General features: G+C 67.0%; 24 protein-coding genes and 1 pseudogene. 12 read left to right on the forward strand and 13 right to left on the reverse strand.

Annotated features, from left to right (window positions below; translation table 11 throughout):
• The 7 genes and pseudogenes from EU800_RS05965 to EU800_RS05995 all read left to right on the forward strand — a co-directional run.
• A pseudogene (locus tag EU800_RS05965) lies at positions 1-134 on the forward strand (transposase); the annotation flags it as partial.
• 399 nt (positions 135-533) lie between these two features.
• Entirely contained in the window at positions 534-1,658 is a 1,125-nt protein-coding gene (locus EU800_RS05970) for a 4Fe-4S dicluster domain-containing protein (protein WP_207209861.1), read from the forward strand.
• Position 1,659: 1 nt separating this feature from the next.
• Positions 1,660-2,127: a cyclic nucleotide-binding domain-containing protein gene (locus EU800_RS05975; protein WP_207209862.1), complete on the forward strand. Its 468-nt coding sequence runs from the start codon at positions 1,660-1,662 to the stop codon at positions 2,125-2,127.
• Positions 2,114-2,950: an FAD/NAD(P)-binding protein gene (locus EU800_RS05980; protein WP_242500416.1), complete on the forward strand. Its 837-nt coding sequence runs from the start codon at positions 2,114-2,116 to the stop codon at positions 2,948-2,950. Before EU800_RS05975 ends, EU800_RS05980 begins: the two co-directional genes overlap by 14 nt.
• A 1-nt stretch (position 2,951) precedes the next feature.
• Positions 2,952-3,722 (forward strand): oxidoreductase, encoded by a 771-nt coding sequence (locus EU800_RS05985; RefSeq protein ID WP_129629593.1) that lies wholly within the window; start codon positions 2,952-2,954, stop codon positions 3,720-3,722.
• Entirely contained in the window at positions 3,715-5,007 is a 1,293-nt protein-coding gene (locus EU800_RS05990; protein WP_129629595.1) for a Ni/Fe hydrogenase subunit alpha, read from the forward strand. Before EU800_RS05985 ends, EU800_RS05990 begins: the two co-directional genes overlap by 8 nt.
• Before the next feature lie 4 nt (positions 5,008-5,011).
• A complete protein-coding gene (locus EU800_RS05995) occupies positions 5,012-5,485 on the forward strand; it encodes a hydrogenase maturation protease (RefSeq protein ID WP_129629597.1) in 474 nt (157 codons plus the stop codon).
• A 10-nt stretch (positions 5,486-5,495) separates the two neighbouring features.
• Here the strand turns inward: EU800_RS05995 and hypB are convergent, their stop codons facing one another.
• The 8 genes from hypB to EU800_RS06035 form a co-directional block, all read right to left on the reverse strand.
• Entirely contained in the window at positions 5,496-6,338 is an 843-nt protein-coding gene (gene hypB / locus EU800_RS06000) for a hydrogenase nickel incorporation protein HypB (protein ID WP_129629599.1), read from the reverse strand.
• Complete coding sequence (locus EU800_RS06005; RefSeq protein ID WP_129629601.1) at positions 6,338-6,580, reverse strand: hydrogenase maturation nickel metallochaperone HypA; 243 nt, start codon at positions 6,578-6,580, stop codon at positions 6,338-6,340. The genes hypB and EU800_RS06005 overlap by 1 nt, the downstream gene beginning before the upstream one ends.
• Positions 6,581-6,638: 58 nt before the next feature.
• Entirely contained in the window at positions 6,639-7,673 is a 1,035-nt protein-coding gene (gene hypE, locus EU800_RS06010; protein ID WP_129629603.1) for a hydrogenase expression/formation protein HypE, read from the reverse strand.
• Positions 7,674-7,678: 5 nt separating this feature from the next.
• A complete protein-coding gene (hypD, locus tag EU800_RS06015; protein ID WP_129629605.1) occupies positions 7,679-8,815 on the reverse strand; it encodes a hydrogenase formation protein HypD in 1,137 nt (378 codons plus the stop codon).
• On the reverse strand, positions 8,812-9,105 hold the full coding sequence (locus tag EU800_RS06020; protein WP_129629607.1) for a HypC/HybG/HupF family hydrogenase formation chaperone: 294 nt from the start codon (positions 9,103-9,105) through the stop codon (positions 8,812-8,814). The genes hypD and EU800_RS06020 overlap by 4 nt, the downstream gene beginning before the upstream one ends.
• Positions 9,074-11,446 carry a carbamoyltransferase HypF gene (gene hypF / locus EU800_RS06025; RefSeq protein WP_129629609.1) on the reverse strand — a complete coding sequence of 791 codons (2,373 nt, stop codon included), beginning with the start codon at positions 11,444-11,446 and terminating at the stop codon, positions 9,074-9,076. Before hypF ends, EU800_RS06020 begins: the two co-directional genes overlap by 32 nt.
• A gap of 73 nt (positions 11,447-11,519) precedes the next feature.
• Positions 11,520-11,945 carry an OsmC family protein gene (locus EU800_RS06030; RefSeq protein WP_129629611.1) on the reverse strand — a complete coding sequence of 142 codons (426 nt, stop codon included), beginning with the start codon at positions 11,943-11,945 and terminating at the stop codon, positions 11,520-11,522.
• A 177-nt stretch (positions 11,946-12,122) separates the two neighbouring features.
• On the reverse strand, positions 12,123-13,214 hold the full coding sequence (locus tag EU800_RS06035; protein WP_371685581.1) for a class 1 fructose-bisphosphatase: 1,092 nt from the start codon (positions 13,212-13,214) through the stop codon (positions 12,123-12,125).
• Positions 13,215-13,599: 385 nt separating this feature from the next.
• Between EU800_RS06035 and EU800_RS06040 the strand changes: the two genes are divergently transcribed.
• The 5 genes from EU800_RS06040 to EU800_RS06060 all read left to right on the forward strand — a co-directional run bounded on the left by EU800_RS06040 (position 13,600) and on the right by EU800_RS06060 (position 20,026).
• Complete coding sequence (locus EU800_RS06040) at positions 13,600-15,597, forward strand: FAD-dependent oxidoreductase (protein WP_129629613.1); 1,998 nt, start codon at positions 13,600-13,602, stop codon at positions 15,595-15,597.
• A gap of 3 nt (positions 15,598-15,600) precedes the next feature.
• Positions 15,601-17,457 (forward strand): [FeFe] hydrogenase, group A, encoded by a 1,857-nt coding sequence (locus EU800_RS06045; RefSeq protein WP_129629615.1) that lies wholly within the window; start codon positions 15,601-15,603, stop codon positions 17,455-17,457.
• A gap of 85 nt (positions 17,458-17,542) precedes the next feature.
• A complete protein-coding gene (locus EU800_RS06050) occupies positions 17,543-18,556 on the forward strand; it encodes an ABC transporter substrate-binding protein (protein WP_129629617.1) in 1,014 nt (337 codons plus the stop codon).
• A gap of 4 nt (positions 18,557-18,560) precedes the next feature.
• Positions 18,561-19,316 carry an ABC transporter permease gene (locus EU800_RS06055; RefSeq protein WP_242500417.1) on the forward strand — a complete coding sequence of 252 codons (756 nt, stop codon included), beginning with the start codon at positions 18,561-18,563 and terminating at the stop codon, positions 19,314-19,316.
• Positions 19,313-20,026 carry an ABC transporter ATP-binding protein gene (locus EU800_RS06060; RefSeq protein ID WP_129629621.1) on the forward strand — a complete coding sequence of 238 codons (714 nt, stop codon included), beginning with the start codon at positions 19,313-19,315 and terminating at the stop codon, positions 20,024-20,026. The genes EU800_RS06055 and EU800_RS06060 overlap by 4 nt, the downstream gene beginning before the upstream one ends.
• Before the next feature lie 10 nt (positions 20,027-20,036).
• Here EU800_RS06060 and EU800_RS06065 read toward each other — a convergent pair whose 3' ends face one another.
• From EU800_RS06065 to EU800_RS06085, 5 genes are read right to left on the reverse strand one after another with little or no spacing between them, the layout of a single operon-like run.
• Complete coding sequence (locus EU800_RS06065) at positions 20,037-21,035, reverse strand: hypothetical protein (RefSeq protein ID WP_129629623.1); 999 nt, start codon at positions 21,033-21,035, stop codon at positions 20,037-20,039.
• Positions 21,032-21,712, reverse strand: coding sequence for an ABC transporter ATP-binding protein (locus tag EU800_RS06070; protein WP_129629625.1), 681 nt, complete (start codon positions 21,710-21,712; stop codon positions 21,032-21,034). The genes EU800_RS06065 and EU800_RS06070 overlap by 4 nt, the downstream gene beginning before the upstream one ends.
• A gap of 10 nt (positions 21,713-21,722) precedes the next feature.
• Positions 21,723-22,865 (reverse strand): ABC transporter permease, encoded by a 1,143-nt coding sequence (locus EU800_RS06075; protein WP_129629627.1) that lies wholly within the window; start codon positions 22,863-22,865, stop codon positions 21,723-21,725.
• Positions 22,862-23,221, reverse strand: coding sequence for a hypothetical protein (locus EU800_RS06080; protein WP_207209863.1), 360 nt, complete (start codon positions 23,219-23,221; stop codon positions 22,862-22,864). The genes EU800_RS06075 and EU800_RS06080 overlap by 4 nt, the downstream gene beginning before the upstream one ends.
• Entirely contained in the window at positions 23,218-23,754 is a 537-nt protein-coding gene (locus tag EU800_RS06085; protein WP_129629629.1) for a nitrous oxide reductase accessory protein NosL, read from the reverse strand. The genes EU800_RS06080 and EU800_RS06085 overlap by 4 nt, the downstream gene beginning before the upstream one ends.
• Positions 23,755-23,775: the final 21 nt, after the last annotated feature.

Below are 23,775 nucleotides of genomic sequence, written 5' to 3' on the forward strand. Positions count from 1 at the left end.
GGGACGAACTCTTGAACGAAACCCTGTTCTCATCGCTGGCGGAGGCCCGCGAGAAAATCACAGCCTGGAAGGAGGACTACAACCGCAACAGGCCCCACTCATCCCTCGGCAATCTCACGCCGCGGGATTTCGCAATGAAATCGAGACTGGAAACCAAGGCCGCATAAGGCCAGAAATCAACCGACGGATTCTCCCAAAGGCTGGAGGGAAGCCGGGTCTCAGGTCAGATCGTCTGACGCCCCGGGGGTGGTGTTGGATTCCCCTCGGGAGGGGCCGTCGTATGGCTCCGTTCGCGTAAACATCTGCGCCGAGCGGCCAAGCGGCTGCGGTGGTGCCAAGCGGCGGCTCGGGCGATCTCCGAAGCTGGGATAAGACCGGCTGCGGCGTCTGGTTCCAGGTGGTCGTTTCAAGCGCCAATTTCCTTGACTCAGCGGGTCTGGCTGTCACGATGAGCGACAGAACGGAGTCGCTTCGCAGTTCGGAACTGACGCTCAATGCGTGTCGCCGAAATTGCATTTTCGAAGGGAGGCGACATGTCCATGGCAGACGCCGCGACACCCGTCGTCATCGAAGCCAGCGCGCTCGATCAGTTGATCTCTATCCTGAAAAGCAAGGGGTTCGAAGTTCTCGGCCCGGTTCGGCGTGATGGTGCGATCATCCACGATCACGTCGAATCCAGTGCGGACCTGCCGCGTGGCTGGGTCGATGCGCAGAGTGGCGGCCGCTACCGGCTCCATCAGGAGGGAGACGCCTATTTCGGCTACACCGTCGGTCCTTCGTCGTGGAAACGGCTCCTGCACCCGCCGGAGCAGCCACTTTGGCGCTGCGGGACACGCGATGGCGAGATCCGGATCGACGCCGCCCCGGTCGACGAGACCCGGCACGCGCTTCTTGGCGTGCGTCCCTGCGAGCTGGCGGCGATCGCAATGCAGGACAAGGTGTTTCTCGATGGGCCGTATCGCGACCCCCATTATGCGGCCCGCCGCGAGGGTCTGTTCATCGTCGCGGTGAATTGCAGTCGGTCGGCGGAAACCTGTTTCTGCACTTCCATGGGCACCGGTCCGAAAGCGCGGGAGTGCTACGACATCACGCTGACCGAGTTCTCCGACGGCCGGTTTCTCGCCAATGCCGGCAGCACGGAAGGCACGGAGATCCTCGGCGCGCTGTCCGGCCGCCCGGCGGACGCGGCGGATGTCGATGCGGCCGAGGCCGCGACCGACGCGGCCGCCCGCCAGATCACCCGGCGCCTGGAAACGCGCGGGCTTCCGGAAATCCTGAAGACGTCTCCCGAACACCCGCGCTGGGACGAAGTTGCAGCGCGCTGCCTCGGGTGCGCCAATTGCACCATGGTCTGCCCGACCTGCTTCTGCACCGACGTGGAGGAGATCAACGATCTCGCCAGCGGCGACAGCGCCCGCGTCCAGCGTTGGGCTTCCTGTTTCACCGCCGATTTCACCTATTTGCACGGCGGCGGCGCGGTGCGCGAGAGTTCGCGCTCACGCTACAGGCAATGGATGACCCACAAGCTCGCGACCTGGCACGACCAGTTCGGCACCTCGGGCTGCGTCGGCTGCGGGCGCTGCATCACATGGTGCCCGGTCGGGATCGACATCACCGAAGAGGCCGCGGCGATACGCGGCTCAACCGAGGGAGGATAGGATGGCCATCGAGGGGCTGGAAAGGATCGTCGGTGCGCATGCCCTGTTCGCCGGTTTCGGCGACGAGTTTCTCGAACTGGTCAGCGGCTGCGCCAGCAACGTACGCTTCCGCGCCGGAGAATATCTCTGCCGGGAAGGTGATCCCGCCGACCAGATCTTCATGGTGCGCGACGGCCATGTGGCGCAGGAAATCGGCGCGCCGGGACAGGGACGGATGACCTTCCTGACGATCGGTCCGAACAGCGTAATTGGCCTCGCCTGGCTGGTGCCGCCCTATCGCTGGACCTATGACGCCCGCGCGCAGGACGACGTGCGGGCGATTTCGCTCGACGCCACCTGCCTGCGCGGCAAGTGCGACCGGGATCCAGCGCTCGGCTACGAGGTTATGAAACGCTTCATGCCGGCCATCGTGAAGCGCCTGCACGATACGCGACTGCAATTGCTGGATGTCTACGGTGCTCGCTCCTAACCCCCAAGCCGACCCGATGGTTCCGGTGCTTGCGCGGATCACGCGCCGGATCGAGGAAGTCCCCGACGTGGTCACCTTCGAGATGGAGGCGCCGGACTGGAACGGATTCGCGCCCGGGCAATTCAACATGCTCGGCGTCTTCGGCGTCGGCGAGATCCCGATCTCGATTTCCGGCCCGGCCTCGGAGCCGGACCGCCTCGTCCACACCATTCGCGCCGTGGGTCCGGTTTCGCGCGCCCTCGCCGGGCTCGCCGAGGGCGCCGCACTCGGTCTGCGCGGCCCCTTCGGCAATGAGTGGCCCGTGGAGACCGCCCGGGGCCGGGACGTCGTCGTCATCGCCGGCGGGCTCGGCCTCGCCCCGGTGCGGCCCGTTCTCTACCATCTTCTCGAGAACCGAAATGATTTCAACAAGGTGATCCTGCTCTACGGCGCGCGGCGTCCGGAGGAGATGCTGTTCACCGGCGAGCTTTCCGCCTGGCGGGCGCGGTTCGACATCGAGGTCGCGGTGACCGTCGACCATGCCGCCATCGGCTGGCACGGGCATGTCGGCGTGGTTACCTCGCTGCTGCGGAATGTCGGGTTCGATCCGGCCAGCACCAGCGCCTTTGTCTGCGGCCCTGAGATCATGATGCGCTTCGCCGCCCGCGCGCTTGTCGATGCCGGCGTCGCGCCCGGTGAGATCTGGATGTCGATGGAGCGCAACATGCATTGCGCGATCGGCCTCTGCGGCCATTGCCAGCTCGGCCCGGTCTTCATCTGCCGCGACGGCCCGATCTTCGACTGGGCGCGATTGAAGCCACTGATGATGCAGGAGGAATTGTGAGATGGGCGCGAAACCGCGGATCGGAGTCTTCAAGTTCTCCTCCTGCGACGGCTGCCAGCTCTCGCTTCTCGACTGCGAGGACGAGCTTCTCGCGGTCGCCGGGGCCGTCGACATCGCCTATTTTCCCGAAGCGACGCGGGCCGAGGACGAAGGCCAGTACGACATCGCGCTCGTCGAAGGCTCGGTGACGACGCTACACGAAGCAAAGTTCATCCACTCGATCCGCGACCGTTCGACGAAGCTCATCACCATCGGCGCCTGCGCCACCTCGGGCGGCATCCAGGCGCTGAAGAACGGCGCCGACGTCGCGGATTTCATCTCTGCGGTCTACACCAACCCCGAATTCATCAGCACGCTGGATTCCTGCACGCCGATCAAGGATCACGTCCCGGTCGACTACGAGCTGCGCGGCTGCCCGATATCCAAGCATCAGCTGATCGAACTGATCGCCGCGACTCTCGCGGGACGCTGGCCGCAGACCCCGCCGCATGCCACCTGCATGGAATGCAAGCGGGCCGGGCATGTCTGCGTGATGGTCGCTGCCGGCTCTCCCTGCCTCGGCCCGGTGACGCATGCAGGCTGCGGCGCGCTCTGCCCGGGCTATGCGCGCGGCTGCTATGGCTGTTTCGGGCCGAAAGAACGGGCCAACACCTCCGCGCTGGCTGCGCGGCTCGCGGAAAATGGCGCCGACGGGCGCGCCATTCGGCGCCTGTTCTCCACCTTCAACACCAACGCGCCGGCGTTCCGTCAGGAGGCCCAGCGGCATGGCTGACAAGACGATCAAGGTCGACCTTCTCGCACGCGTCGAGGGCGAAGGCGCCTTCAAGGTCACGGTTCGCGACGGCCGGATCGTCGCCACCGAGTTCCGCATCTTCGAACCGCCGCGCTTCTTCGAGGCATTCCTGCGCGGGCGCGATTTCCGCGAGGCACCGGATATCACCGCGCGGATCTGCGGCATCTGCCCGGTGGCCTACCAGATGAGTTCGGTGCAGGCGATGGAGATGGCGCTCGGCGTCACCGTCCCGCAACCGATCCGCGACCTGCGCCGGATGCTCTATTGCGGCGAATGGATCGAGAGCCACATCCTGCACGCCGCAATGCTGCACGCGCCCGACTTCCTGGGCTATGCCGGTGCCGTGGAGATGGCCAATGACGGCCATGCCGACACTGTGAAGCTCGCGCTTGACCTGAAGAAGATCGGCAACGATGTCGTCGCTTTCCTCGGCGGGCGGGAGATCCATCCGATCAACGTCCGGGTGGGCGGTTTCTACAAAGTCCCCCGCAGGCAGGACTTCGCGCCGCTGCGCGAGAAACTGCTGCGCGCGGGCGAGATGTGCGAGACGTTCATCGACTGGACAGCGAGTTTTGACTTTCCCGACAAGGCGCGTGACTACGCCCTGGTGTCGCTGCGCCACCCGGACGAGTACCCGATGGGCGAGGGACGGATCGTCTCGAACCGTGGCCTCGACATCCCGGTTGCGGAGTTCGGCGCGCATTTTACCGAGGATCACGTTGCCCAGTCCAATGCCCTGCACTGCCACATGGTCGGCGTGGGGCGCTATCTCGTGGGCCCGGTCGCCCGTTTCGCGCTCTGCTTCGACCAGCTTCCGCCCCGCGCGAAGGCGGCGGCGGGACGCGTCGGGATCGGTCCGGACTGCCGCAACCCCTATCGCTCGATCACCATTCGCGCGGTGGAGGCGCTTTGCGCCATCGAAGAGGCGCTTCGGCTGATTGAGGCATACGAGGAACCCGGCGCGCCCGCCGTGGAGGTCACGCTGCGGGCCGGCACCGGGATGGGCGCGACGGAGGCTCCGCGGGGGATGCTCTTCCACCAGTACACGCTGGCCGACGACGGCACGATCAGGACGGCACAGATCGTTCCGCCGACATCGCAGAATCAGCCGTCGATCGAGGAGGATCTCGCGCAGTTCATCGGCGACATCCTCGACCGGCCGGAGCAGGAGATACGGGAACTCTGCGAGCAGACGATCCGGAATTACGATCCCTGCATCTCCTGCGCGACGCATTTCCTCAACCTCACCATCGACCGGGGCTGAGCCGGTGGCCCGCCCGCTGGTGATCGGTGTCGGCATGCCCATGGCCGGAGACGACGCCGCCGGCCGGCTCGTCGCGCAGAGGCTCGCTGGGAACGATCGCGGCTTCGACATCGCCGAATGCCAGGGCATGGCCGCCGATCTTGTTCTCCTCTTCGAAGGGCGGGCGCGGGTGCTTGTCGTCGATGCCTGCCGGTCCGGCGCGGCACCCGGCACGTTGCTGCGCTTCGACGCCATCACCGGCACCCTGCCCGCCTCCCCGCGCGCGGTCTCGAGCCACGGCTCCGGCGTCGAAGAGGCCATTCGCCTCGGCCGGGCGCTCGGCGTTCTGCCGGAGCGTTGCGACCTCTGGGCGATCGAGGGCGCGGATTTCTCTCTCGGAGCAGCGATGACGCCGGCGGTCTCGGCGGCGGTGGAGCGCTGTGTCGCGGAGATCCCCGCCTGCCTCGCTGCGGCGGAGAGAGCCATTCCCCGGCCCTGACCGCCGGAGATCAGGCCCGCGCCGAGCCGGATGTTCCCGACACCGACGCAAGCATCGCGCGCAGCCGGTCGAGCCAGGCATCCATGCCCGCACCGGTCCGGGCCGACAGGCTGAGCATTTCCGCGGCGGGGTTGACCTCGGCCAGGTTGCGACGGCAAGCGCCCTCGTCGAAATCCAGATAGGGCGCGAGGTCGGTCTTGTTGATCAGAACCAACCCCGCGGCACGGAACATGTGCGGGTATTTCAGCGGCTTGTCGTCGCCTTCCGGGGTCGAGATCACCGCCACTTTCATCCGCTCGCCGAGATCGAACATCGCCGGACAGACGAGGTTGCCGACATTCTCGATCATCAGGATGGATCCGCTGGCGGGGTCGAGCGTCTCGACGGCGCTGGCGACCATGTCGGCCTCGAGGTGACAGCCGGCCCCGGTATTGATCTGAACCGTCCGAGCGCCGGCCGCTCGGATGCGTTCGCCGTCTCTATCGGTCATCTGGTCGCCCTCGATGACGCAAATCTCGATCTCGCCGGCCAGCGAAGCGATGGTGCGTTCCAGCAGGGTCGTCTTGCCGGACCCGGGCGAGGAGACGAGATTCAGCGCCAACACGCCGCGCCCCTCGAACCAGCCGCGGTTGCGCGCGGCGATCCTGGCATTCGCGGCCAGCACCGGCTCATCCAGCCGGATCACCTCGCCACCGGGGCCGTGCCGATGCGGCGCGTGATCCAGTTGACCGATGTCCTGCCCGTGAGGGTGGGAATGCGCGTGCGGCGCGCGCAGGACCGTCCGGGCGCCGCTCCCGAGATCCGTCAGCGTCACCGTCGAGTCCGGATCACCACAGCCGCAGCTTTCACACATCACACAGTCTCCGCAAATTCGAACTCCCGCACGACGAGGCTGTCACCCTCGCCGTCGAGAAACTGCAACGCCGCCCCGTCAAGCGCTGTTCCCTCGGTCAGAACCTGCCAGCTGAACGCGAGCGCCGACGGTTCGACGCAGGCGAGCGGACCAAGGGAAAGGCGGACACACGAGACTGGGCGGCCGCCGGCACGTTCGGCGACCATGGCAAAGATCGACCGGGCAAGTCCGACCTCGTGCATGGGTTTCCTCCAGGACGATCATACGCCTCGGCGGAGGGGAGTCCATGGTTCGGTCGGTTCAGCAGATCCGCGGCAACTGGTCTCCGACCAGCATGTCGACGATTCGTTCGCCCCCGAGCGCCGTGCGCATCACCACCATGCCCGGATGGTCCGCCACCGCCCGGCCGACCGCCACGGCGCCGCGCCCGGCCTCCGTGGCGCGCATCGCGTCGAGAGCCGCGGCAGCCCGCCCCGGCGGAACGAACAGCACCAGCGTGCCTTCGTTGGCCAGGTAGAGCGGATCGAGCCCGAGGATCTCGCAGAGCCCGGTGACCTCGTCGCGCAGCGGCAGCGCCGCCTCGTCGATGACCACGCCGCATCGCGCAGCCCCGGCCACTTCGTTCAGCACCGCGGCAAGCCCGCCACGCGTGGCATCCCGCGCCGCCCGAACCTCGGGAACCGCCGCCAGTACGGCGTCCATCAGGCCGTTCAGAGGCTGACAGTCGCTCTCGAGATCGACCGAGAGCGCCATGTCGCCACGCGCCACCAGGATCGCCGCGCCGTGGTCGCCGAGCACGCCGCTGACGATGGCGACGTCGCCCGGTCGGACATGCACCTCGCCGAGCTCCCGCCCGGGCGGGATCACGCCAATCCCCGACGTCGTCACAAAGAGCCCGTCCGCGCTTCCCCGGCCCACCACCTTGGTGTCCCCGGTCACGATGGCCACCCCCGCCGCCGCCGCCGCACGCGCCATCGAGCGGGCAATGCGGCGAAGCCGGACGATCTCGAATCCTTCCTCGAGAATGAAGGCCGCCGAGAGCCAGAGCGGGCGCGCGCCGCCCACGGCAAGGTCGTTCACCGTGCCGTTCACCGCCAGTGTGCCGATGTCGCCGCCTGGGAACTCGAGTGGCGAGACGACGAAACTGTCGGTGGTGAAGGCGAGACGGGCGCCCGCCGCGCGCATGGCCTCGTCGGCAAGCCGCGCCTGGTCCTCCATCTCGGCAGGCTCGAAGGCGGTCACGAATATCTCGTCGATCAGGTCCCGCATCGCGGTTCCGCCGCTGCCATGTGCCAGCGTGATCCGATCGTCCCGAAGCCGCGATCCTGCCGCCATCCCGCTCACCCGACCGGTTCGGGCCGCCGTTGCCCGCCATATTGGTAGCAGGCCGCGCAGGCGCCTTCGGACGACACCATCAATGCGCCGAGCGGCATGCGGGGCGTGCAGCCGGTGCCGAATTGCGGGCACTGGAAGGGCTTCAGGCGTCCGGTCATGACCTCGCCACAGGCGCAGCCATCGGGGTCCGCCGCGCTTCGGGCGCCGTAGCCGATCTCGAACCGGCGTTCGGCATCGAAATCGGCGTATGCTTCTCGAATCCGGAGGCCGGAGCGGTCGATCTCACCCAGACCGCGCCATTCGAAGGAGCGGCGCGGCTCGTAGACCTCATCGCAGACCGCCAGCGCCACAGGGTTGCCCGCCTCCGGCACGACCCGCGCATACTGGTTTTCCACTTCGGCCCGCCCGTCGCGAATCTGGCGCAGCACCATCAGCACCGATTGCAGCAGGTCGAGCGGCTCGAACCCGGCAACCACGATGGGCTTGCCGAACTCGTTGGCGATAAATGCGTAGGGTCGCGTCCCGATCACCATCGACACATGCCCCGGCCCGATAAACCCGTCGAGGAGCATGTGAGGGTCCTCGAGCAGCACGCGAAGCGGAGGCGTCACGGCGATGTGGTTGCAGAAAACGGTGAAATTCGTCACGCCCTCGTCCCGCGCCTGCCGGATGGTCAGTGCCGTCGACGGCGTCGTGGTCTCGAAGCCCAGACCGAAAAAGACGATCTCCCGGTCGGGCAAGCGGCGGGCCAGTTCCAGCGCGTCGAGAGGCGAATAGACCATGCGGATGTCCGCGCCCTCGGCCTTGGCCTGGTTGAGCGAGCCGAGCGTGCCCGGCACCCGCATCGCGTCGCCGAAAGTGGTGAAGACCACTCCCGGGAGCCGCGCGATGCGGACCGCCTCGTCCACCCGCGCCATTGGCAGCACGCAGACCGGGCAGCCCGGTCCGTGGATGAACTCGAGCCCCTCCGGCACCAGCCGGTCGATCCCGTTGCGGAAGATGGCATGGGTGTGCCCGCCGCAGATCTCCATGATCCGGACCGGCCGCTCCGCCGTGGCCCCGATCTCCGCGACCGTCCGCGCGATCGCGGTCAGCACGCCCCTTGCCAGCTCGGGGTCTCGGAACTCGCTGGAGAATTTCATCTCTCCGCTCCCAGCATCCGCTCGGAAGCACGCATCGCCGCGACCTCGTCTTCGGCCTCGCCCATCTGCGCGAGGATATCGAGGGTCGCGCGGGCCTCCTCCTCGTCGATCCGGCTCATCGCGAAGCCGACATGGATCAGCACCCAGGCCCCGACGAGCGTGTCGAGCGGCGCGTCGCCCTCGATGCACATGACGTTGACCTCCCGGCGAACCCCTGCGACATCGATCGTTGCCAGCTTGCGCGTCGGGTCGGAGATCTCAACGATCCGGCCCGGAATGCCGAGGCACATCTTCTTCTCCCCGCTGCTGTCGGGCCAGGGCGACCACCGCCTGCCCGAACGAGAGCCCGCCGTCATTGGCCGGCACCTCGCCATGTGTCAGGACCGCCAGCCCCTGCGCCGACACGCCCTCGTGAACCAAGCCTAGCAGGGTCGCGTTCTGAAAACAGCCACCGGTCAGAGCGACGGCGGATAGCCCCTGCGCACGGCAGATCCGGGCCGCCAGGTCGGTCACCGCCCAGGCCAGTCCACGGTGGAAACGCGCGGAGATCGTGCCGACCGGAACCGCCCGGGCTAGGTCGGCCAGCATCGCACGCCATACCCCGGACGCGTCGATGATCGGGCAATTCGTGGCGGGATCGGCGTCAACGATGCCGAAGGCGTAGGCGCACTCGGCCGGCTCCCGCATCGCCATCGCATCGATGGCCGCTTCGAACAGCATCGCCGCCTGCCCCTCATAGTCCTGCCGCTCCCAGGCGAGCCCCGCGAGCGCCGCCGCGGCATCGAAAAGCCGGCCGCAGGACGAGGAGAGCGGGCTGTTCAGGCCCGTTCGGACCATAGCGGCGAGGGTTTCGACCGGCGACTCATCCAGTCGATGCACGACGCTCAAGCCATTGTAATCGCGCGCGACATTCTCCCATCCCGGTCCCGCCGCCAGCTGTGCGAAGGCGTTTCGCCATGGCTCGCGGACCGCGGCCGCGCCGCCCGGAAGCGCGACGGGCCGCAAGCAGCCGGCCCGGCGATAGCCGGAATAGTCGGCGATCAGGAACTCGCCTCCCCAGACCGTGCCGTCCCGACCCCAGCCGAGCCCGTCGAGGGCAATGCCGAGAACCTGCCCGCCATCCAGCGGATGCCCGTTATCGGCCATGCAGGCCGCAACATGGGCGTGGTGGTGCTGGACCTCGACCACCGGCCGGTCTCCGGCGATCTCCCGCCCGAGTCGGGTCGAGAGATAGTCGGGATGGAAATCGATGGCGAAGATCTCCGGCGCGTGGTCGAAGAGATCCATGTAGAGAGCAATGTTGCGGCGCAGCTCGCCGGCGGTCGAAGAGTCCTCCAGATCGCCGATATGCTGGCTAAGCGTAGCCTGACCGTCGCGCAGAAGGCAGAAGGTGTTCTTCAGGTGCCCACCCATCGCAAGCACCTGACGCGTGCAACCAAAGCCCCGCGGCAGGGGGATTGGTTTCGGCGCGTAGCCGCGAGCGCGCCGCAGCAGCCGGGGTCGTCCGAGGTCGACACGTACCACGCTGTCGTCGACTCGGTTGGCGATGTCGCGGTCGTTGAGGCAGGCATAGTCCGCAACCGTCACGAGCCGCTCCCGCACCTCCTGGTTCGCCGTGCATTGCGGCTGGTCCGAGACGTTGCCGGAGGTCATCACGAGCGGCCGGTCGAACCCCGCCAGCACCATGTGATGCAGCGGCGAATGCGGCAGCATGACGCCGATCCGGTCGAGACCTGGCGCGATCGCCTCGGGCAGGGTGCCGGGGCGGGATCTGAGGAGCACGATCGGCGCCGCGCTCGCCTGCAGGACCGACGTTTCCTCCTCCGTCACCAGCGCGAATGTCGAGATGACCTCCAGATCGCGCGCCATGAGCGCAAAGGGCTTGGCGGGGCGGCGTTTGCGACGGCGCAGGTCCTGAACGACCTCTGCATTGGTCGCATCGCAGGCGAGGTGCACGCCGCCGATTCCCTTGATGGCGACGATCCGGCCCTCGCACAGCATCCTGGCCAGCAGATCGACGCATTGCCGGGCCGGGAGGTCTTGCGGAAGGTCGGTGTCCGCGCGGAGGCTCTCGAGCCAGATCCGCGGACCGCAATCCGGGCAGGCGATCGGTTGGGCGTGAAACCGGCGGTCGGCAGGGTCTGCATATTCTGCGGCGCAGGCGGGGCAGAGATCGAACCCCGCCATCGTGGTCCGCGCGCGATCATAAGGCCCGGCCCGCACGATCGAGAATCTTGGGCCGCAATTCGTGCAGTTCGCGAAAGGATAGCCGTGGCGCCGCGCGGCGGGATCGAAGATCTCGGCGCGGCACGCGTCGCAAGTGGCGGCATCGGGCACGACGCCGGTGTGCATGCCGCTGCCGTCGGTCGCAATGATCTCGAAGCCGGAATGCGGCGGCGAACCTGCGAGGGCGGTCGCCTCGATGGCGTCGATCCGCGCCAGGACCGGCAGCGTGGCACGCAACCGCTCCGGGAACCCCTCGTGACCTTCGCCCCAGATCCGGAGTTCGACACCTTCAGCCGAATTACGAACATCGCCGGCCAGCCCCATCTCGCGGGCCAGTCTCCACACAGCCGGACGAAACCCCACGCCCTGCACGAGGCCGCGAATGAGATACCGTGATCCGGTCATGCCGGAATCCTCTTCGCCCGCCCAGGACCGGCACTCCGGGATGCGTCCGGAGCCGCCACCCCCGGCCGTAAGATCATCCCGCCAGGATTTCCGGCTCCATCTCCACCGGACAGTTCAGCGAGCGCGAGACCAGGCAGATCGCATGCGCCTTGTCGAGCAGTTTCGCGGCGCGTTCTTCTTTGCCGGCTTCCACGGTGACGACGGGGTGGATGGTGATGCGCTTGAAGCGATAGCCCTTTCCCTTCTCGAGCTCCAGCTCGCCCTCGGCCTCGGAGCTGTAACCACGGATCTCCAGCTGCGACATACCGGCGACTGCGAAGAGCGAGTTTGCCAGGCAGCTCTCGGCGGCCATGACGAGGAAGAGTTCGGGGTTGTAACGGTCGCCGACATGCGGCCCGGCAAGCGGGAGATCGGACCGCCCCTCGGCGCCGGAGGTTCCGAGCTCGGCCTCCCCGCTCCAGCGGTAGGACGTCGTGTAGTTCATTGGCAGGCCGCTCATTTCGGATCTCCTTTGGGCACATCGTTACGGCGGGCAGGACCTGAGGCGATCCTGCCGATCCGGTCGCGCACGCCCATGACCCAGATCAAGATCGGCAGCGATTCGCGCCGCGGCACGGCGTCTCGCGGAGCCGAGCCCGGTTCTGGGAAGCGAAGGTCCCGATGCGCGACCGGAGCGTCAGGTGGCCGGGTCTTCGGCCTGCCCGGACGCGTCCTCCCGGAAATAGCATTCGATCCGTTCGACCTCGGCTTTCGAGCCGAAGATGACGGGCACGCGCTCGTGGCTCGATTCGGGCTGGATCTCGAGTATGCGCTCCCGGCCGGTCGTGGCGCGGCCGCCGGCTTGCTCGATGAGCATTGCCATCGGGTTGGCCTCGTAGAGCAGGCGCAGCTTGCCGCCCTGCGCCCGGTTCGCGCTGTCCACCGGGTAGAGGAAGACGCCGCCGCGGGTGAGGATGCGGTGGATGTCGAGGACCATCGACGCCGTCCAGCGCATGTTGAATGACTTGCCGCGCGGACCGTTACTGCCGGCGACGCATTCGTCGAAGTAGCGGCGAATAGGCGGGTCCCAGCGCGTGTGACGCGACGCGTTGATGGCAAATTCTTCTGTCTCCTCGGGGATCGTCATGCCGTGCGACACCAGCCGGAACTCACCATGCCCGAGATGGTTGGTGAAACCATGCACGCCGTAGCCGGTGGTGATGACGAAGGATGTAGCCGGGCCGTAGACCGCATATCCGGCGCAGATCTGCTCGCTGCCGGGAAGCAGCACGGAGCGGTCATCCGTCGCGTCGATCGCCTCGGCAAGCTGAACGATCGAGAAGATCGAGCCGACCGACAGGTTAACGTCGAGATTGGACGAGCCGTCGAGCGGATCGAAATACACCACGTAATCGCCGGCGACCGGGCGCTGCTTGAGCCAGGTCACCTCTTCGACCTCCTCGGAGACAAGGGCCGCCACGCGGCTGCAGTTCCGGCAATGGCTCTCGAACTCGTCATTGGCGATCACGTCGAGCTGTTTCTGGGTCTCTCCCTGGATATTCGTGGAGCCGGCGCTTCCCAGTTCTCCCTCGAAGGAGCCATTTCGGATTCGGCTGGAAATCACCCGGCAGGCCGTGGCGATATCTTCCAGCAGGAAGACCAGATCCTTTTCCGTACCGTGGGTCCTGTATTCGTTCAGAAGGAACTGACGCAGTGTCGGATGGGTGTGCGGCATGGCTCGGTTTCCCTGGAATGTCGGTCGCGGCGCGTAGGCCATTGGCAGCGTCATCGGCGTGCTTTCCCTGTCGAAACCGGGGGCCAGTCCCGCAAGAGGTCTGCGGACCGCGTATATTCGAATATGTCGGAAAAACAAAGAGAAGATGGAAGACAACGGTCACGTCCGCCGATTGGGCCGGGCGCAGCGCGCTCGATTTCGGGCGCGGCAAGATGCCCCGGCCACCCCGTGCGAATTGCCATCAAATGTCGCCTACCCGGTCCGGTCCGACCGCGCTAGACGTGCACCATGGACTCGGCCGCCGCGCACTGCCGGCGCGACGATCGGACAGTGTCGCCTCGGCTTTCGTGGCTCATGCGACGCCGCCAGAATCCACGGCAGGGCCCATGGCACGGGGCTATCCTGCGCTGGCGGTCCGGTCGTCACGAGAGGAAATGGTATGGCACAAGTCGCCTATGGTGTGTGGGACGGAGTGGTCCACGACCCGAGACTCGAAACCGGAGACACCGGGACTCCGATCACGGCACTTAAAAACTTCGACGAATTTGACGAGGGCAACCGCATCCGGGCGTTTTTCGGGGATCGCGGCTTCTTCGTCTTCGACGAGAAGGTGAGCCTGATCGACGGGCTGTATCACTACATGGAAAAGGCTGCCGAACAGTCCTGTGGCGCCTGTACGCCCTGCCGGATGGGCACCGTCCTGGTGCGGGACGCGCTTGACCGGATGCGGCGCGGGCTCGACTCGCCGCTCGGCTTCGACGACATCGAGATGCTGGGCGAGCAGATGAAGGAAACCTCGCTCTGCGGATTGGGACAGACATGTTCCGTCGCCCTGCTCGACGTGCTTCGGAATTTCCGCGACAGGGTCGAGGCCGAAGTCGAGTCGCAACGGCCGGTCAAGGCGCAGCACGGCATGGCCTACATGACGGCGCCCTGCATCGAAGCTTGCCCGTCCAAGGTCAACGTTCCGCGCTATATCGACTATATCCGCGACGGAAAGCCGGAGAACTCACTGGGGGTGCTGCTCCAGAAATACCCTATGGCCGCCACCTGCGGCCGGGTCTGCGTGCGCTACTGCGAAATGGCCTGCCGGCGCAAATTCGTCGACGAGGCGGTGGGGATCAAGACGCTAAAGCGTTACGTCGCCGACCAGCAGAAGGGTCCGAACGCGCTGAAGTTCACCCGCGACATGATCCGCACACCGCTCGACAAGGGGATGAAGGTGGCCGTGGTCGGCGCCGGTCCCGCGGGAATCTCCTGCGCCTATCACCTCCTCCTGCATGGCTACCATGTCGACGTCTTCGAGAAGTCGGACCAGGCCGGCGGCATGGCGCAGATCGGCATCCCCTCCTACCGGCTGCCGAAGGACACGCTGGCGATGGAGACCGACATCATCGTCGAGCTTGGTGGACGCTTCCGATACGGGCAGGCGCTCGGGCGCGACTTCTCGATCGATGACCTCTTCGCGCAGGGCTACAAGGCCGTGTTCCTCGGGCTGGGCTGCCAGAAGGGCACCGCGCTCGGGATCGAGGGCGAGGAGGCCGCCCGTGAAGGCTATTACAGCGGCATCGACTTCCTGCTCAGGGTGCATGACCACGTGAACAAGGTCGCCCCGCTCGATCTGAAAGGTGAGGTGATCGTGGTCGGCGGCGGCAACGTCGCCATGGATTGTCTCCGCTCCTCGGTGCGGCTTGGGGCCGACAACGTGCACGTCGTCTACCGGCGCACGGAGGCCGACATGCCGGCCGATCACGAAGAGATCGTCGCCGCCCATGCCGAGGACATCCGGTTTCACACCCTGACCAATCCGACCCGCCTGATTACCGAGAACGGCAAGGTGACAGGCGTCGAACTTGTGCGCATGGAGCAGACCGAGCCGGACGCCAGCGGCCGCCGCAACGTGCGCCCGATCCGGGGCAGCGAGTTCATCCTGCCCAGCGACACGTTCATCCCGGCCATCGGCCAGCAGGTCGAGGACGGCGCCCTGGTGGAAGGCGACGGGATCGCGCTCGACAAGTGGCGCTGCGTGGAGGCCAACACGAAGCTCGAAACCGCACGGCCCGGCGTCTTTGCCGGGGGCGACTGCGTCACCGGCGCGTCGACGCTGATCTGGGCGATGGCGGCGGGGCTGAAGGCGGCGCGCAGCATCGACGACTGGATCCAGCGCGGCTCGGTGCGATTCTTCAAGCGCTCGCGCATGCGCAGCCTGCTTTCGGACAACAGTATCCTCGCAAGCGACGTGGTCGAGACACCGGTGCGAAACGCCTACCGCGTGCACAATCCCGAACTCGACCCGGACCTGCGCAAGCGGATGTTCGGCGAAGTCGAGCAGACCATCAGCGATGCGGAAGCCTATGCCGAGGCGCAGCGCTGCATGCGTTGCTACCGGGTCTATTCCGTCGTCACCGAGCATCCTATCCCCGAAGGAGCGGTTTGAGCCATGTGCACCGACCATGTGAACGTCATCGGGCGCGACCCGGCCGAGGCGACGATATCGCTCTCCATCAACGGCAAGGACTGCGCGGCCTTTCCGAACGAGACCATCCTCTCCTGCGCGCGTAGGTACGATATCTACGTGCCCACGCTCTGCGAACTCGACGACATCGACCACACGCCCGGCACCTGCCGGGTCTGCCTGGTCGAGATCATCCAGGCCGGCCAGGAGAAGCACCAGATCGTAACTTCCTGCAACACGCCGGTCCGCGAGGGCATGGTGGTGCAAACCCGAAGCAAGCGGGCGCGGGACATGCAGCGGTTGCAGGTGGAATTGCTGATGGCCGACCACCTGCAGGATTGCGCGACCTGCGTGCGGCACGGCAATTGCGAGTTGCAGGATGTCGCGCAGTTCGTCGGCCTCACCGAGAACCGCTTCTTCGACCGGGCCCGGACCGAAGCGCGTGTCCATGACGACAGTTCGCCCTCGATGATCCGCGACATGCAGCGCTGCGTGCGCTGCCAGCGCTGCGTCGCCGTCTGCCGCTACCATCAGCGGGTCGACGCGCTGGTGCTGGAAGGCACCGGGCTCGACCGACTGGTGGCGCTTCGCGGTGCGGACGACTACGCTAGTTCGCTCTGCGTGTCCTGCGGGCAATGCGTGCTGGTCTGCCCGACCGGCGCGCTCGGCGAGCGGGACGAGACCGACCGGGCGCTGGATTATCTCTGCGATCCCGAGATCACCACGGTGGTGCAGTTTGCGCCGGCGGTGCGGGTGGCCTTCGGCGAGGAGTTCGACATGCCGGCGGGGACCAATGTGGAGGGCCAGATCATCGCCGCCTGCCGCAAGATTGGTGCCGACGTCGTGCTCGACACCAACTTCGCCGCCGACGTGGTCATCATGGAGGAAGGAACTGAGCTTCTGAGCCGCCTGAAAGCCGGGCGGAAGCCGACCTTCACCTCCTGCTGCCCGGCCTGGATCAATTTCGCGGAGATCCACTATCCCGACATCCTGCCGCTGCTCAGTTCGACGAAGTCGCCGCAGCAGGTGCTCTCGACCATGGCCAAGACCTATTTGCCGGAGAAGATCGGTGTTCCGGCCGAGAAGATCCGGGTGATCTCGATCATGCCCTGCATTGCCAAGAAGGACGAGGCGGTGCGGCCGCAGAACATGACCGATGGCATGCAGGAGACAGACCTGGTGCTGACCACCCGCGAATTCGCCCGGCTGCTACGGCGCGAGGGGATCGACCTGAAGACCATCGCTCCGTCCAGCTTCGACAACCCCTACATGAGCGAATATTCCGGCGCCGGCGCCATCTTCGGCACGACCGGCGGCGTGATGGAGGCGGCCGTCCGCACAATCTATGCGGTGGTCAATGGCAAGGAGCTGGAGGATATCGAGCTCGAGCAGCTACGCGGCTTCGAAGGGGTGCGCGCCGCCACGGTCGATCTCGGCGGACCGATCGGCGAGGTCCGGGTGGCGATGGCGCACGGGCTCGGCGAGACGCGCGCCCTGGTTGAGGCTGTGCGCAGCGGAGAGGCGGATTTCGATTTCATCGAGATCATGGCCTGCCCCGGCGGCTGCGTCGACGGCGGCGGCTCGCTGCGCTCCAAGAAGGCCTACCTGCCATTGGCCATAAAACGACGCGAGACGATCTACAATGTCGACCGGAAGAAGACCGTCCGGCAGTCGCACAACAACGCGCAGGTCAAGACGCTCTACCGGGATTTCCTCGAGGCGCCGAACTCGGAGAAAGCCCATCACCTGCTCCACACTCACTACACGGACCGCCGCCGCCAGATGCAGTACACGGTGAAGGAGATCTGGGACGACATCACGATGAGCACGATGGTGTATTGAGCCAAACTGCCCGCGCCAGCCAGTGCGACGTTCGAATGGCCTGCCCCATTCGGCTCGGGCCGCCGAAAAGGTCAAGGAGCTTGCGATGCCACTCAGCCAATCCATGCCGATCGACCGGCGCCGGTTCCTGTGCGGGCTCGCCGCGGCCGGGGCGGCCGGTCTTCCACCCGTCGGCGCAGGTCCTGCGGCGGCCGCGCCCGTCGATGGGCTGACGCTCTGGGGCATTCCCGCCACTCCCTCGGCGGTCTTTGCCCGTGCGGTGGCGTCCGGCGCATTGGAGACCGTCGCGCCCGGCACCGCCTTCGATGTCTGGAAGAGCACGGACCAGATGCGCGCCGGCATCGCCTCGGGCGACTTCCAACTCTTTGCCACCTCGACCTATGCGGCCGCCAATTTCTTCAATCGCGGCGCAGGGACGACCATGGTTAATGTCGTGACATGGGGCGTGCTCTATGTGATGGCGCGCGACGAGAGCATCGCCACGATCGCGGATCTTGCGGGCCGGAAGGTTCTGCTGTCGAACAAGAACGAGGCGCCGGATCTGCTGTTTCGGATGGTGCTGGAGTGGTCCGGGCTCGATCCGGACAGAGACGTTGAACTGGACTATGTCGGCAGCCCGGGCGAGGCCGTTCCGCTCTACCTCGCCGGCCGCGGCGACGTGGCCGTGATGCACGAGCCCGCCGCCACCGCCGCTCTGGTGCGGGCAAGCACGGCGGGCCTGCCGCTTTTCCGTGCCATCGACGTGACTGAGGTCTATGGCCGGCACACGGGCCGCGGCCCGCGAATCCCGCAGGTCGGGCTGGCCGCCAACCCGGCTTTCCTCGAGGCGCATGCGGATGTCGTATCGGCGGTCCACGCAGCCTGTGTCGAGGCGGGCGAGTGGGTTCTGGCCAACCCGGAGGCGGCCGGGCGTTTGGCCAGCGAGACGTTGCCGCTGCCGGCCCCAATCATCGCGAAATCTGTGCTCTACATTCACCTTGACGTAAGGTCGGCGCTGCAGGCGCGGGAGGATATCGAGATCTATTTCGAGAATCTGATGAATCTCGACCCCGGCATCGTCGGCGGCAAGCTGCCCGATCCGGGTTTCTACTGGGGCTGAACGCTTGGCGCGGGTCTATGGCGCCATCGGGATCCTCGCCCTGCTCGCCCTGTGGGAAGCCGGGCATCGTGCCTATGGCGCCATCGTGCTGCCGGGGCTGGACGAGACCGCCCGAACCCTGTGGCGTCTCCTCCGCGACGGCACCGTTGGCCCGGCGCTTGCCGCAACAGCGGCCCATGCCGGCGCCGGCTGGCTGCTGGGGGCCGTGATCGGGACGCTTGCCGGCACCGCTGCGGGGCTGCGCGCCGGGATACGTCACATGCTGCAACCGGTCTCTGTGGTGCTTCTCGGCATCCCGTCGATTGCCTGGATCGTGCTGGCGCTGCTCTGGTTCGGCGGCGCGTCGGCGGTGATCTTCACGGTCGCCATCGCCACCGGGCCGCTGATCTTCGCCGCCGCCGTTCAGGGCGCTCGCAGTCTCGATGGCGACCTCGCCCGCATGGCGCGGGCCTTCCGCGCACCACCGGCTGCCATGGCGCTCGACGTCTACGGCCCGCACATGTTCAGTCATCTCTTCCCCGCCCTGGCCGCCGCGCTGGCGATGTCATGGAAGGTCTCGGTGATGGCCGAACTGCTCTCCGGCGCGGGCGGCATCGGCGACGGGATCGCCGGCGCCCGGGCACGGGTCGACACGGCCGAAACGATGGCCTGGGTGGTCGTCGTGGTGGCCGTGCTCATAACGGTGGACCATCTGCTGCTGCGCCGCCTGCGCCGCCACATGGAGCTCTGGCGCACCGATACCGGGGGACGGGCGGGATGAGCATGGCCGCGCTCGGATTTGACGGAATCGCCTTCGCCTATGGCGCCACTGCGGTGCTGGAGGACATCGGCTTCGACGTGCCGACGGGCCGCGTGACCGCTCTGATGGGGCCGTCGGGCTGCGGCAAGAGCACGCTGATGCTGCTGGCGGCCGGGCTGTTGAGTCCGAACGCGGGAGAGGTCGAGCGGCGGTGCCGCCGGTCCGCCATCATGTTCCAGGACCCGCTGTTGCTCCCATGGCGCACGGCCCTGGCAAATGTCGCCTTCGCGCTGAAGGCGGAGGGCCTGCCGGCGGCCGAACGGCGTGACCGGGCGGCGGCGATGCTGGCGCGCGTCGGCCTGACCGCCGAGGATGCGACAAAGTTCCCGCGCCAGCTCTCGGGCGGAATGCGCCAGCGGGTGGCGCTCGCGCGGGCGCTGGTGGTCGAGCCCGACCTGCTGCTGCTCGACGAACCGTTCGGAGCGCTCGACGCGCAGTTGGCCCGGCAGATGCATGCGCTGGTGCGCGACCAGGTGGAGCAGGACGGCGCGACTGCGCTGCTGATCACCCATGACGCGCAGGAGGCGGCGCGGATTGCCGAACGGATCGTTCTCCTCACGTCGTCGCCGGGCCGCGTCGCTCTGGTGCGGGATCCACCGCAGCCGGTGCGCCAACGCGGCAAAGGCGAAATCGCCTCCGAGGCACAGAGGCTACTGGCCTGTATTGGGTGACACCCTCGGCTTACCCGAAGAGCACGAGCCGCGACGTGGCAATCACTGAAAGAACGACCGCGCCGAAGAGGCCGTGACAGATGAGGGAAGCCCACACCAGCCGGCGCAGCGCTCCGGGCAGGACCGTCGCCAGGCTTCCGGTCCCGGCGAAGAGCGACAGGAGCCCGGCGCCCATCGCAAGCGCGGTGCCGGCAAAGAGCGGCACGTACAGGGCATAGCCGACATAGCCATATTCCCGCTGCAGAAGGCAGAACGGGCAATGGTGGTTCGGGTGGTCGTACACATAGAGCGAGATCACCGAGACGATGGCGGTGAGCGCCGCGGCGAAGAAAACTCCGCCGGCAAGGGCGAAGAGCCACTGGAGCCGCGCCGCGGCGAGGCTGACCGTGCCGGTGGCTGCCACTGCCACGCCCGCCAGCCCAAGGAACCAGAGCGCCGTCGCCGGTGCGGTCCCGGTCATCTCTGCGGCGATCCCGTCATTGGCCGGGGTGAACATCTTCGAGCAGCACGAAGTGATCACATCCGTTTTCAACCCGAGGAAAAAGGCCAGCTCCGTCCCGGCGCCGGTCAGCACGAGCGGCGCGATCAGCAGTGCGCCGGAAAATTTCAGGCGGGTGAGCGGGTAGTCCCGCCCTTGCCGGTCCACGCGATCGAGGATCAGCCACAGGCTGGCCGCGAAGAACACCGCAATCTTGAGGTAGAGCGCCGGAAAGCCGTAGGCGTTCACATTCAGCGTGCCCACCGCGCACATCGCGCCGACAAAGAGCGTGGCCATCCGGTCGGCGTTGAAGACGAAGAGCAGCAGCGCCGCGATCTGGATCAGCATCACGAAGCCGAACAGCGTCGAGGCGAGTCCGGTCCGGCGTTCCAGCCGGAGCTGCGCGCGGCTGCCCGAGGCGATGTCCCATCCGCGCAGCACGCGGAGGCCGAACCAGGCGGTCCAGAGCGCAACGGCGTTCGAGAGCGCGGCCGCCAGCAGGAGAGCGAGGATCGGGGTTTGCAGGATCATGCCGCCACCTCCGCCAGACGACCGTCTGCCATGCCGACAACCCGGTCGACGAGGTCGGATTGCCAGATCCGCGGATCGTGACTCGAGAGGATCACGCTGCGCCCTTCGGCGCGCAGGTCGGCGACGATATCGAGAAAGCGATGCGTCAGGTCGGTATCGAGATTGGCCGTCGGTTCGTCGGCGATCAGAACCGGCGCGTCGTTGATGAGCGCGCGCGCGATCGCCGCGCGCTGCATCTCGCCGCCCGAGAGATGTTCGACCGGCGTGTCCGCCTTGTCGGCGAGGTCGAGCGCTTCCAGCCGCGTCTCGATCCGCGCCGCGAGGGCGCGCGGATCAGGGCCGAGCGGCGCGGCCGGCAGCGCCACGTTCTCGGCCACGGTCAGGCCACGGATCAGATTGAAACGCTGAAAAACAAATCCGAAGGTGCTGCGCCGCTCCTCGGTCAGGAAGGTCTCGGGAAGGCCCGAGACCATGCGGCCGTCCACCAGGACCCGGCCCGAGGTCGGGCGCGCCATGCAGCCGACGATCGACAGTAGCGTTGTCTTGCCCGACCCGGAGGGCCCCTTGAACACGGTGACCGCATCGCGGCCGATCTCCAAGCTCACATCGCTCAGCGCGCGGAGTTCGTTGGGGCGCCCCTCGTTGTAGAGCTTGGTAACGGATCGAAGGGAAATCATCCTCGGCACCTCATCGCATGACCTGGTCGGGATCGGCGCTGGCGATGCGCCAGATCGGCACCAGCGTTGCCGCCAGGTAGGGCAGAACGGTCAGGAAGAAGAGCGCGGTCATCTCGATGCCGTCGATCTCCGGGGCAAGCGGGAAGTCGGGATAGATCACCGACCAGCCCTTGAGGACCGGCGCGAAGAGTGCCGCGCCGAACGCGAAGACATGCAGATAGGCCGCCACCGTTCCGGCGAGGAAGGCACCGACCGAGACCAGCCCACCCTCCCAGAGCTTCATCGCGATGACGTCCCGCATATCCCAGCCGATCGCCTTGAGAATGCCGATCTCGCGTGCCTCGTCGGCCGATAGCCCCGACGCCTTCTCGGCAGCGAAGATCGCGAAGGCGAGGATCGAGGCGCCGGCCAGCGCCACCAGGATTCCTTCGCGCCAGGAGAAGATTTTCTGATAGGTGCGCAGGATCTCGTCGCGGGTGACGAAGCGGGCATCGGGCAGGAGCGCCTCGGCCTTCTGCACGATGGTGTCAATCTCGCGCGGGTTGCGGATCGTGACCGCGATGTCTGTATAGACCTCCGGCGGCAGCCCGAAAAACGCCCGGAAATCCGCCTCGCCGATCAGGATCAGATCGCTCGACACCAACCCCTGCGCGGCGGTGAGCTGCCCGGCCGCGTTGAAGCGCACCAGATCGCCGGGGTGGCGGCTCAGAAACAGCGGCGCGCCAAGCCAGGGGTGGTCGCGCGTGCGCGGGATCGCCTCTCCGAAGATCGCCGCGCCGGCAGGCGGTATGAGCGCGGGATCAAACGGAACCATCAGGGTATAGTTCGCGCCGTTCACGCGGTCGTAGAAATAGCCCCAGAGCCGGCCCTGGGCGCCGGCCACACCGCGGATACCGGCGAGCGTCTCGACCGCCGCGCCGGGCATCAGCTCGTGCCGCCCCATGAGCAGGTTCTGGACTACCAGTTCCGGTGCCTCCGAGAGGACGATCGCGGCCTCCCGGCGCAGCGCCGCCGAGAAAAGCATCGCCGAAGCGACGAAGAAGACCACCGCGGCATAGACCGCCACGAGCCCGATATTCTTCCCGCGCCGCCGCGCCATCGCGGCGAGCGTGTATTCGGCCAGCGCCCGCTGGCGACGGAGACCCGGTGTCATCGGCGCACCTCGTCGGCGTCGAAGCCCAGCGTGCCCTTGCCGAAACCCGCGGCAGGGCGCGGCGCGAAGCTGCCTGACGGGAAATGCCCGAAGGACATCGGCGCGTCCTGAAAGGCCGTGTGCAGATCGGCCAGCGCCGGATTGCGGCTGTGGCGTGCCTCTGTGAAGAGCGCGAGATCCGTAAGGCCGGCGGCCCGCACAAGCTCTGCCGAGGCTGCCATGCGCAGTTCCGCGGCGGGGCGGGAAAGCCTTGCATGGGCCGCCTCCAGCGCCAGTGCCGCCAATCCGGCGCCGAACAGAGCGAGGACCAGCCGCAGCCTCCGGGTGGCGCGCGGCAACGGCGCGCGCCCACTCATTTGAAACGCCCCCGGTCGAGATCCGCCAGCAACGGAGGCGTGACCTCGGAGAATGTGACCTGTCGCTTGCCGTCGTGATCCTCGAAGAACTCTGCCACATCCGCCGCATTGGCCAGAGGCACCAGCTCGTGGCCCATCGGCCCCAACACGTCGGATCCGATCACGTAAACCGCCTGCCCCGCATCGATCAGGGTCAACCCGTAATACTCCGTCACCCCCATACCGGCGATCCCGGCGGGGCTGCGGCCGGGAGCGTACTTTTCCAGGTCCTGAAGATACTTGAAGAAATCCTTGGCCCCGTCGAAATGCACCGCCTCGCCGTCGTCCCATAGGATTGTGGCGACCCACTCGGGATACCTGGCGACGAACATGCCGCAGACCGGACAGGTGTCGCGCGGCCCCGGCGCGGGCAGATCGATCCCTGGTGCGTCGGCACGGGCGGCACCGAGGCCGAAGCCGCTCAGGAGCGCGGCGGCGGGAAGGGTGGCGAGCACGCGGCGGCGGCTCGGGCGGTGATTGGACTGGCCGCACATGTCGGTCTCTCCTTCGCTCGG

Source organism: Tropicimonas sp. IMCC6043, from assembly GCF_004146235.1.
Lineage (GTDB): Bacteria > Pseudomonadota > Alphaproteobacteria > Rhodobacterales > Rhodobacteraceae > Tropicimonas.

Bases quoted from the DNA above. Each gene is read 5' to 3' on its own strand.
- EU800_RS05970 (WP_207209861.1), top strand. From the start codon at position 534: ATGTCCATGGCAGACGCCGCGACACCCGTCGTCATCGAAGCCAGCGCG.
- EU800_RS05975 (WP_207209862.1), top strand. From the start codon at position 1,660: ATGGCCATCGAGGGGCTGGAAAGGATCGTCGGTGCGCATGCCCTGTTC.
- EU800_RS05985 (WP_129629593.1), top strand. From the start codon at position 2,952: ATGGGCGCGAAACCGCGGATCGGAGTCTTCAAGTTCTCCTCCTGCGAC.
- EU800_RS05990 (WP_129629595.1), top strand. From the start codon at position 3,715: ATGGCTGACAAGACGATCAAGGTCGACCTTCTCGCACGCGTCGAGGGC.
- hypB (WP_129629599.1), bottom strand. From the start codon at position 6,338: ATGTGTGAAAGCTGCGGCTGTGGTGATCCGGACTCGACGGTGACGCTG.
- EU800_RS06005 (WP_129629601.1), bottom strand. From the start codon at position 6,580: ATGCACGAGGTCGGACTTGCCCGGTCGATCTTTGCCATGGTCGCCGAA.
- hypE (WP_129629603.1), bottom strand. From the start codon at position 7,673: ATGGCGGCAGGATCGCGGCTTCGGGACGATCGGATCACGCTGGCACAT.
- hypD (WP_129629605.1), bottom strand. From the start codon at position 8,815: ATGAAATTCTCCAGCGAGTTCCGAGACCCCGAGCTGGCAAGGGGCGTG.
- EU800_RS06020 (WP_129629607.1), bottom strand. From the start codon at position 9,105: ATGTGCCTCGGCATTCCGGGCCGGATCGTTGAGATCTCCGACCCGACG.
- hypF (WP_129629609.1), bottom strand. From the start codon at position 11,446: ATGACCGGATCACGGTATCTCATTCGCGGCCTCGTGCAGGGCGTGGGG.
- EU800_RS06030 (WP_129629611.1), bottom strand. From the start codon at position 11,945: ATGAGCGGCCTGCCAATGAACTACACGACGTCCTACCGCTGGAGCGGG.
- EU800_RS06035 (WP_371685581.1), bottom strand. From the start codon at position 13,214: ATGACGCTGCCAATGGCCTACGCGCCGCGACCGACATTCCAGGGAAAC.
- EU800_RS06040 (WP_129629613.1), top strand. From the start codon at position 13,600: ATGGCACAAGTCGCCTATGGTGTGTGGGACGGAGTGGTCCACGACCCG.
- EU800_RS06045 (WP_129629615.1), top strand. From the start codon at position 15,601: ATGTGCACCGACCATGTGAACGTCATCGGGCGCGACCCGGCCGAGGCG.
- EU800_RS06050 (WP_129629617.1), top strand. From the start codon at position 17,543: ATGCCACTCAGCCAATCCATGCCGATCGACCGGCGCCGGTTCCTGTGC.
- EU800_RS06060 (WP_129629621.1), top strand. From the start codon at position 19,313: ATGAGCATGGCCGCGCTCGGATTTGACGGAATCGCCTTCGCCTATGGC.
- EU800_RS06065 (WP_129629623.1), bottom strand. From the start codon at position 21,035: ATGATCCTGCAAACCCCGATCCTCGCTCTCCTGCTGGCGGCCGCGCTC.
- EU800_RS06070 (WP_129629625.1), bottom strand. From the start codon at position 21,712: ATGATTTCCCTTCGATCCGTTACCAAGCTCTACAACGAGGGGCGCCCC.
- EU800_RS06075 (WP_129629627.1), bottom strand. From the start codon at position 22,865: ATGACACCGGGTCTCCGTCGCCAGCGGGCGCTGGCCGAATACACGCTC.
- EU800_RS06080 (WP_207209863.1), bottom strand. From the start codon at position 23,221: ATGAGTGGGCGCGCGCCGTTGCCGCGCGCCACCCGGAGGCTGCGGCTG.
- EU800_RS06085 (WP_129629629.1), bottom strand. From the start codon at position 23,754: ATGTGCGGCCAGTCCAATCACCGCCCGAGCCGCCGCCGCGTGCTCGCC.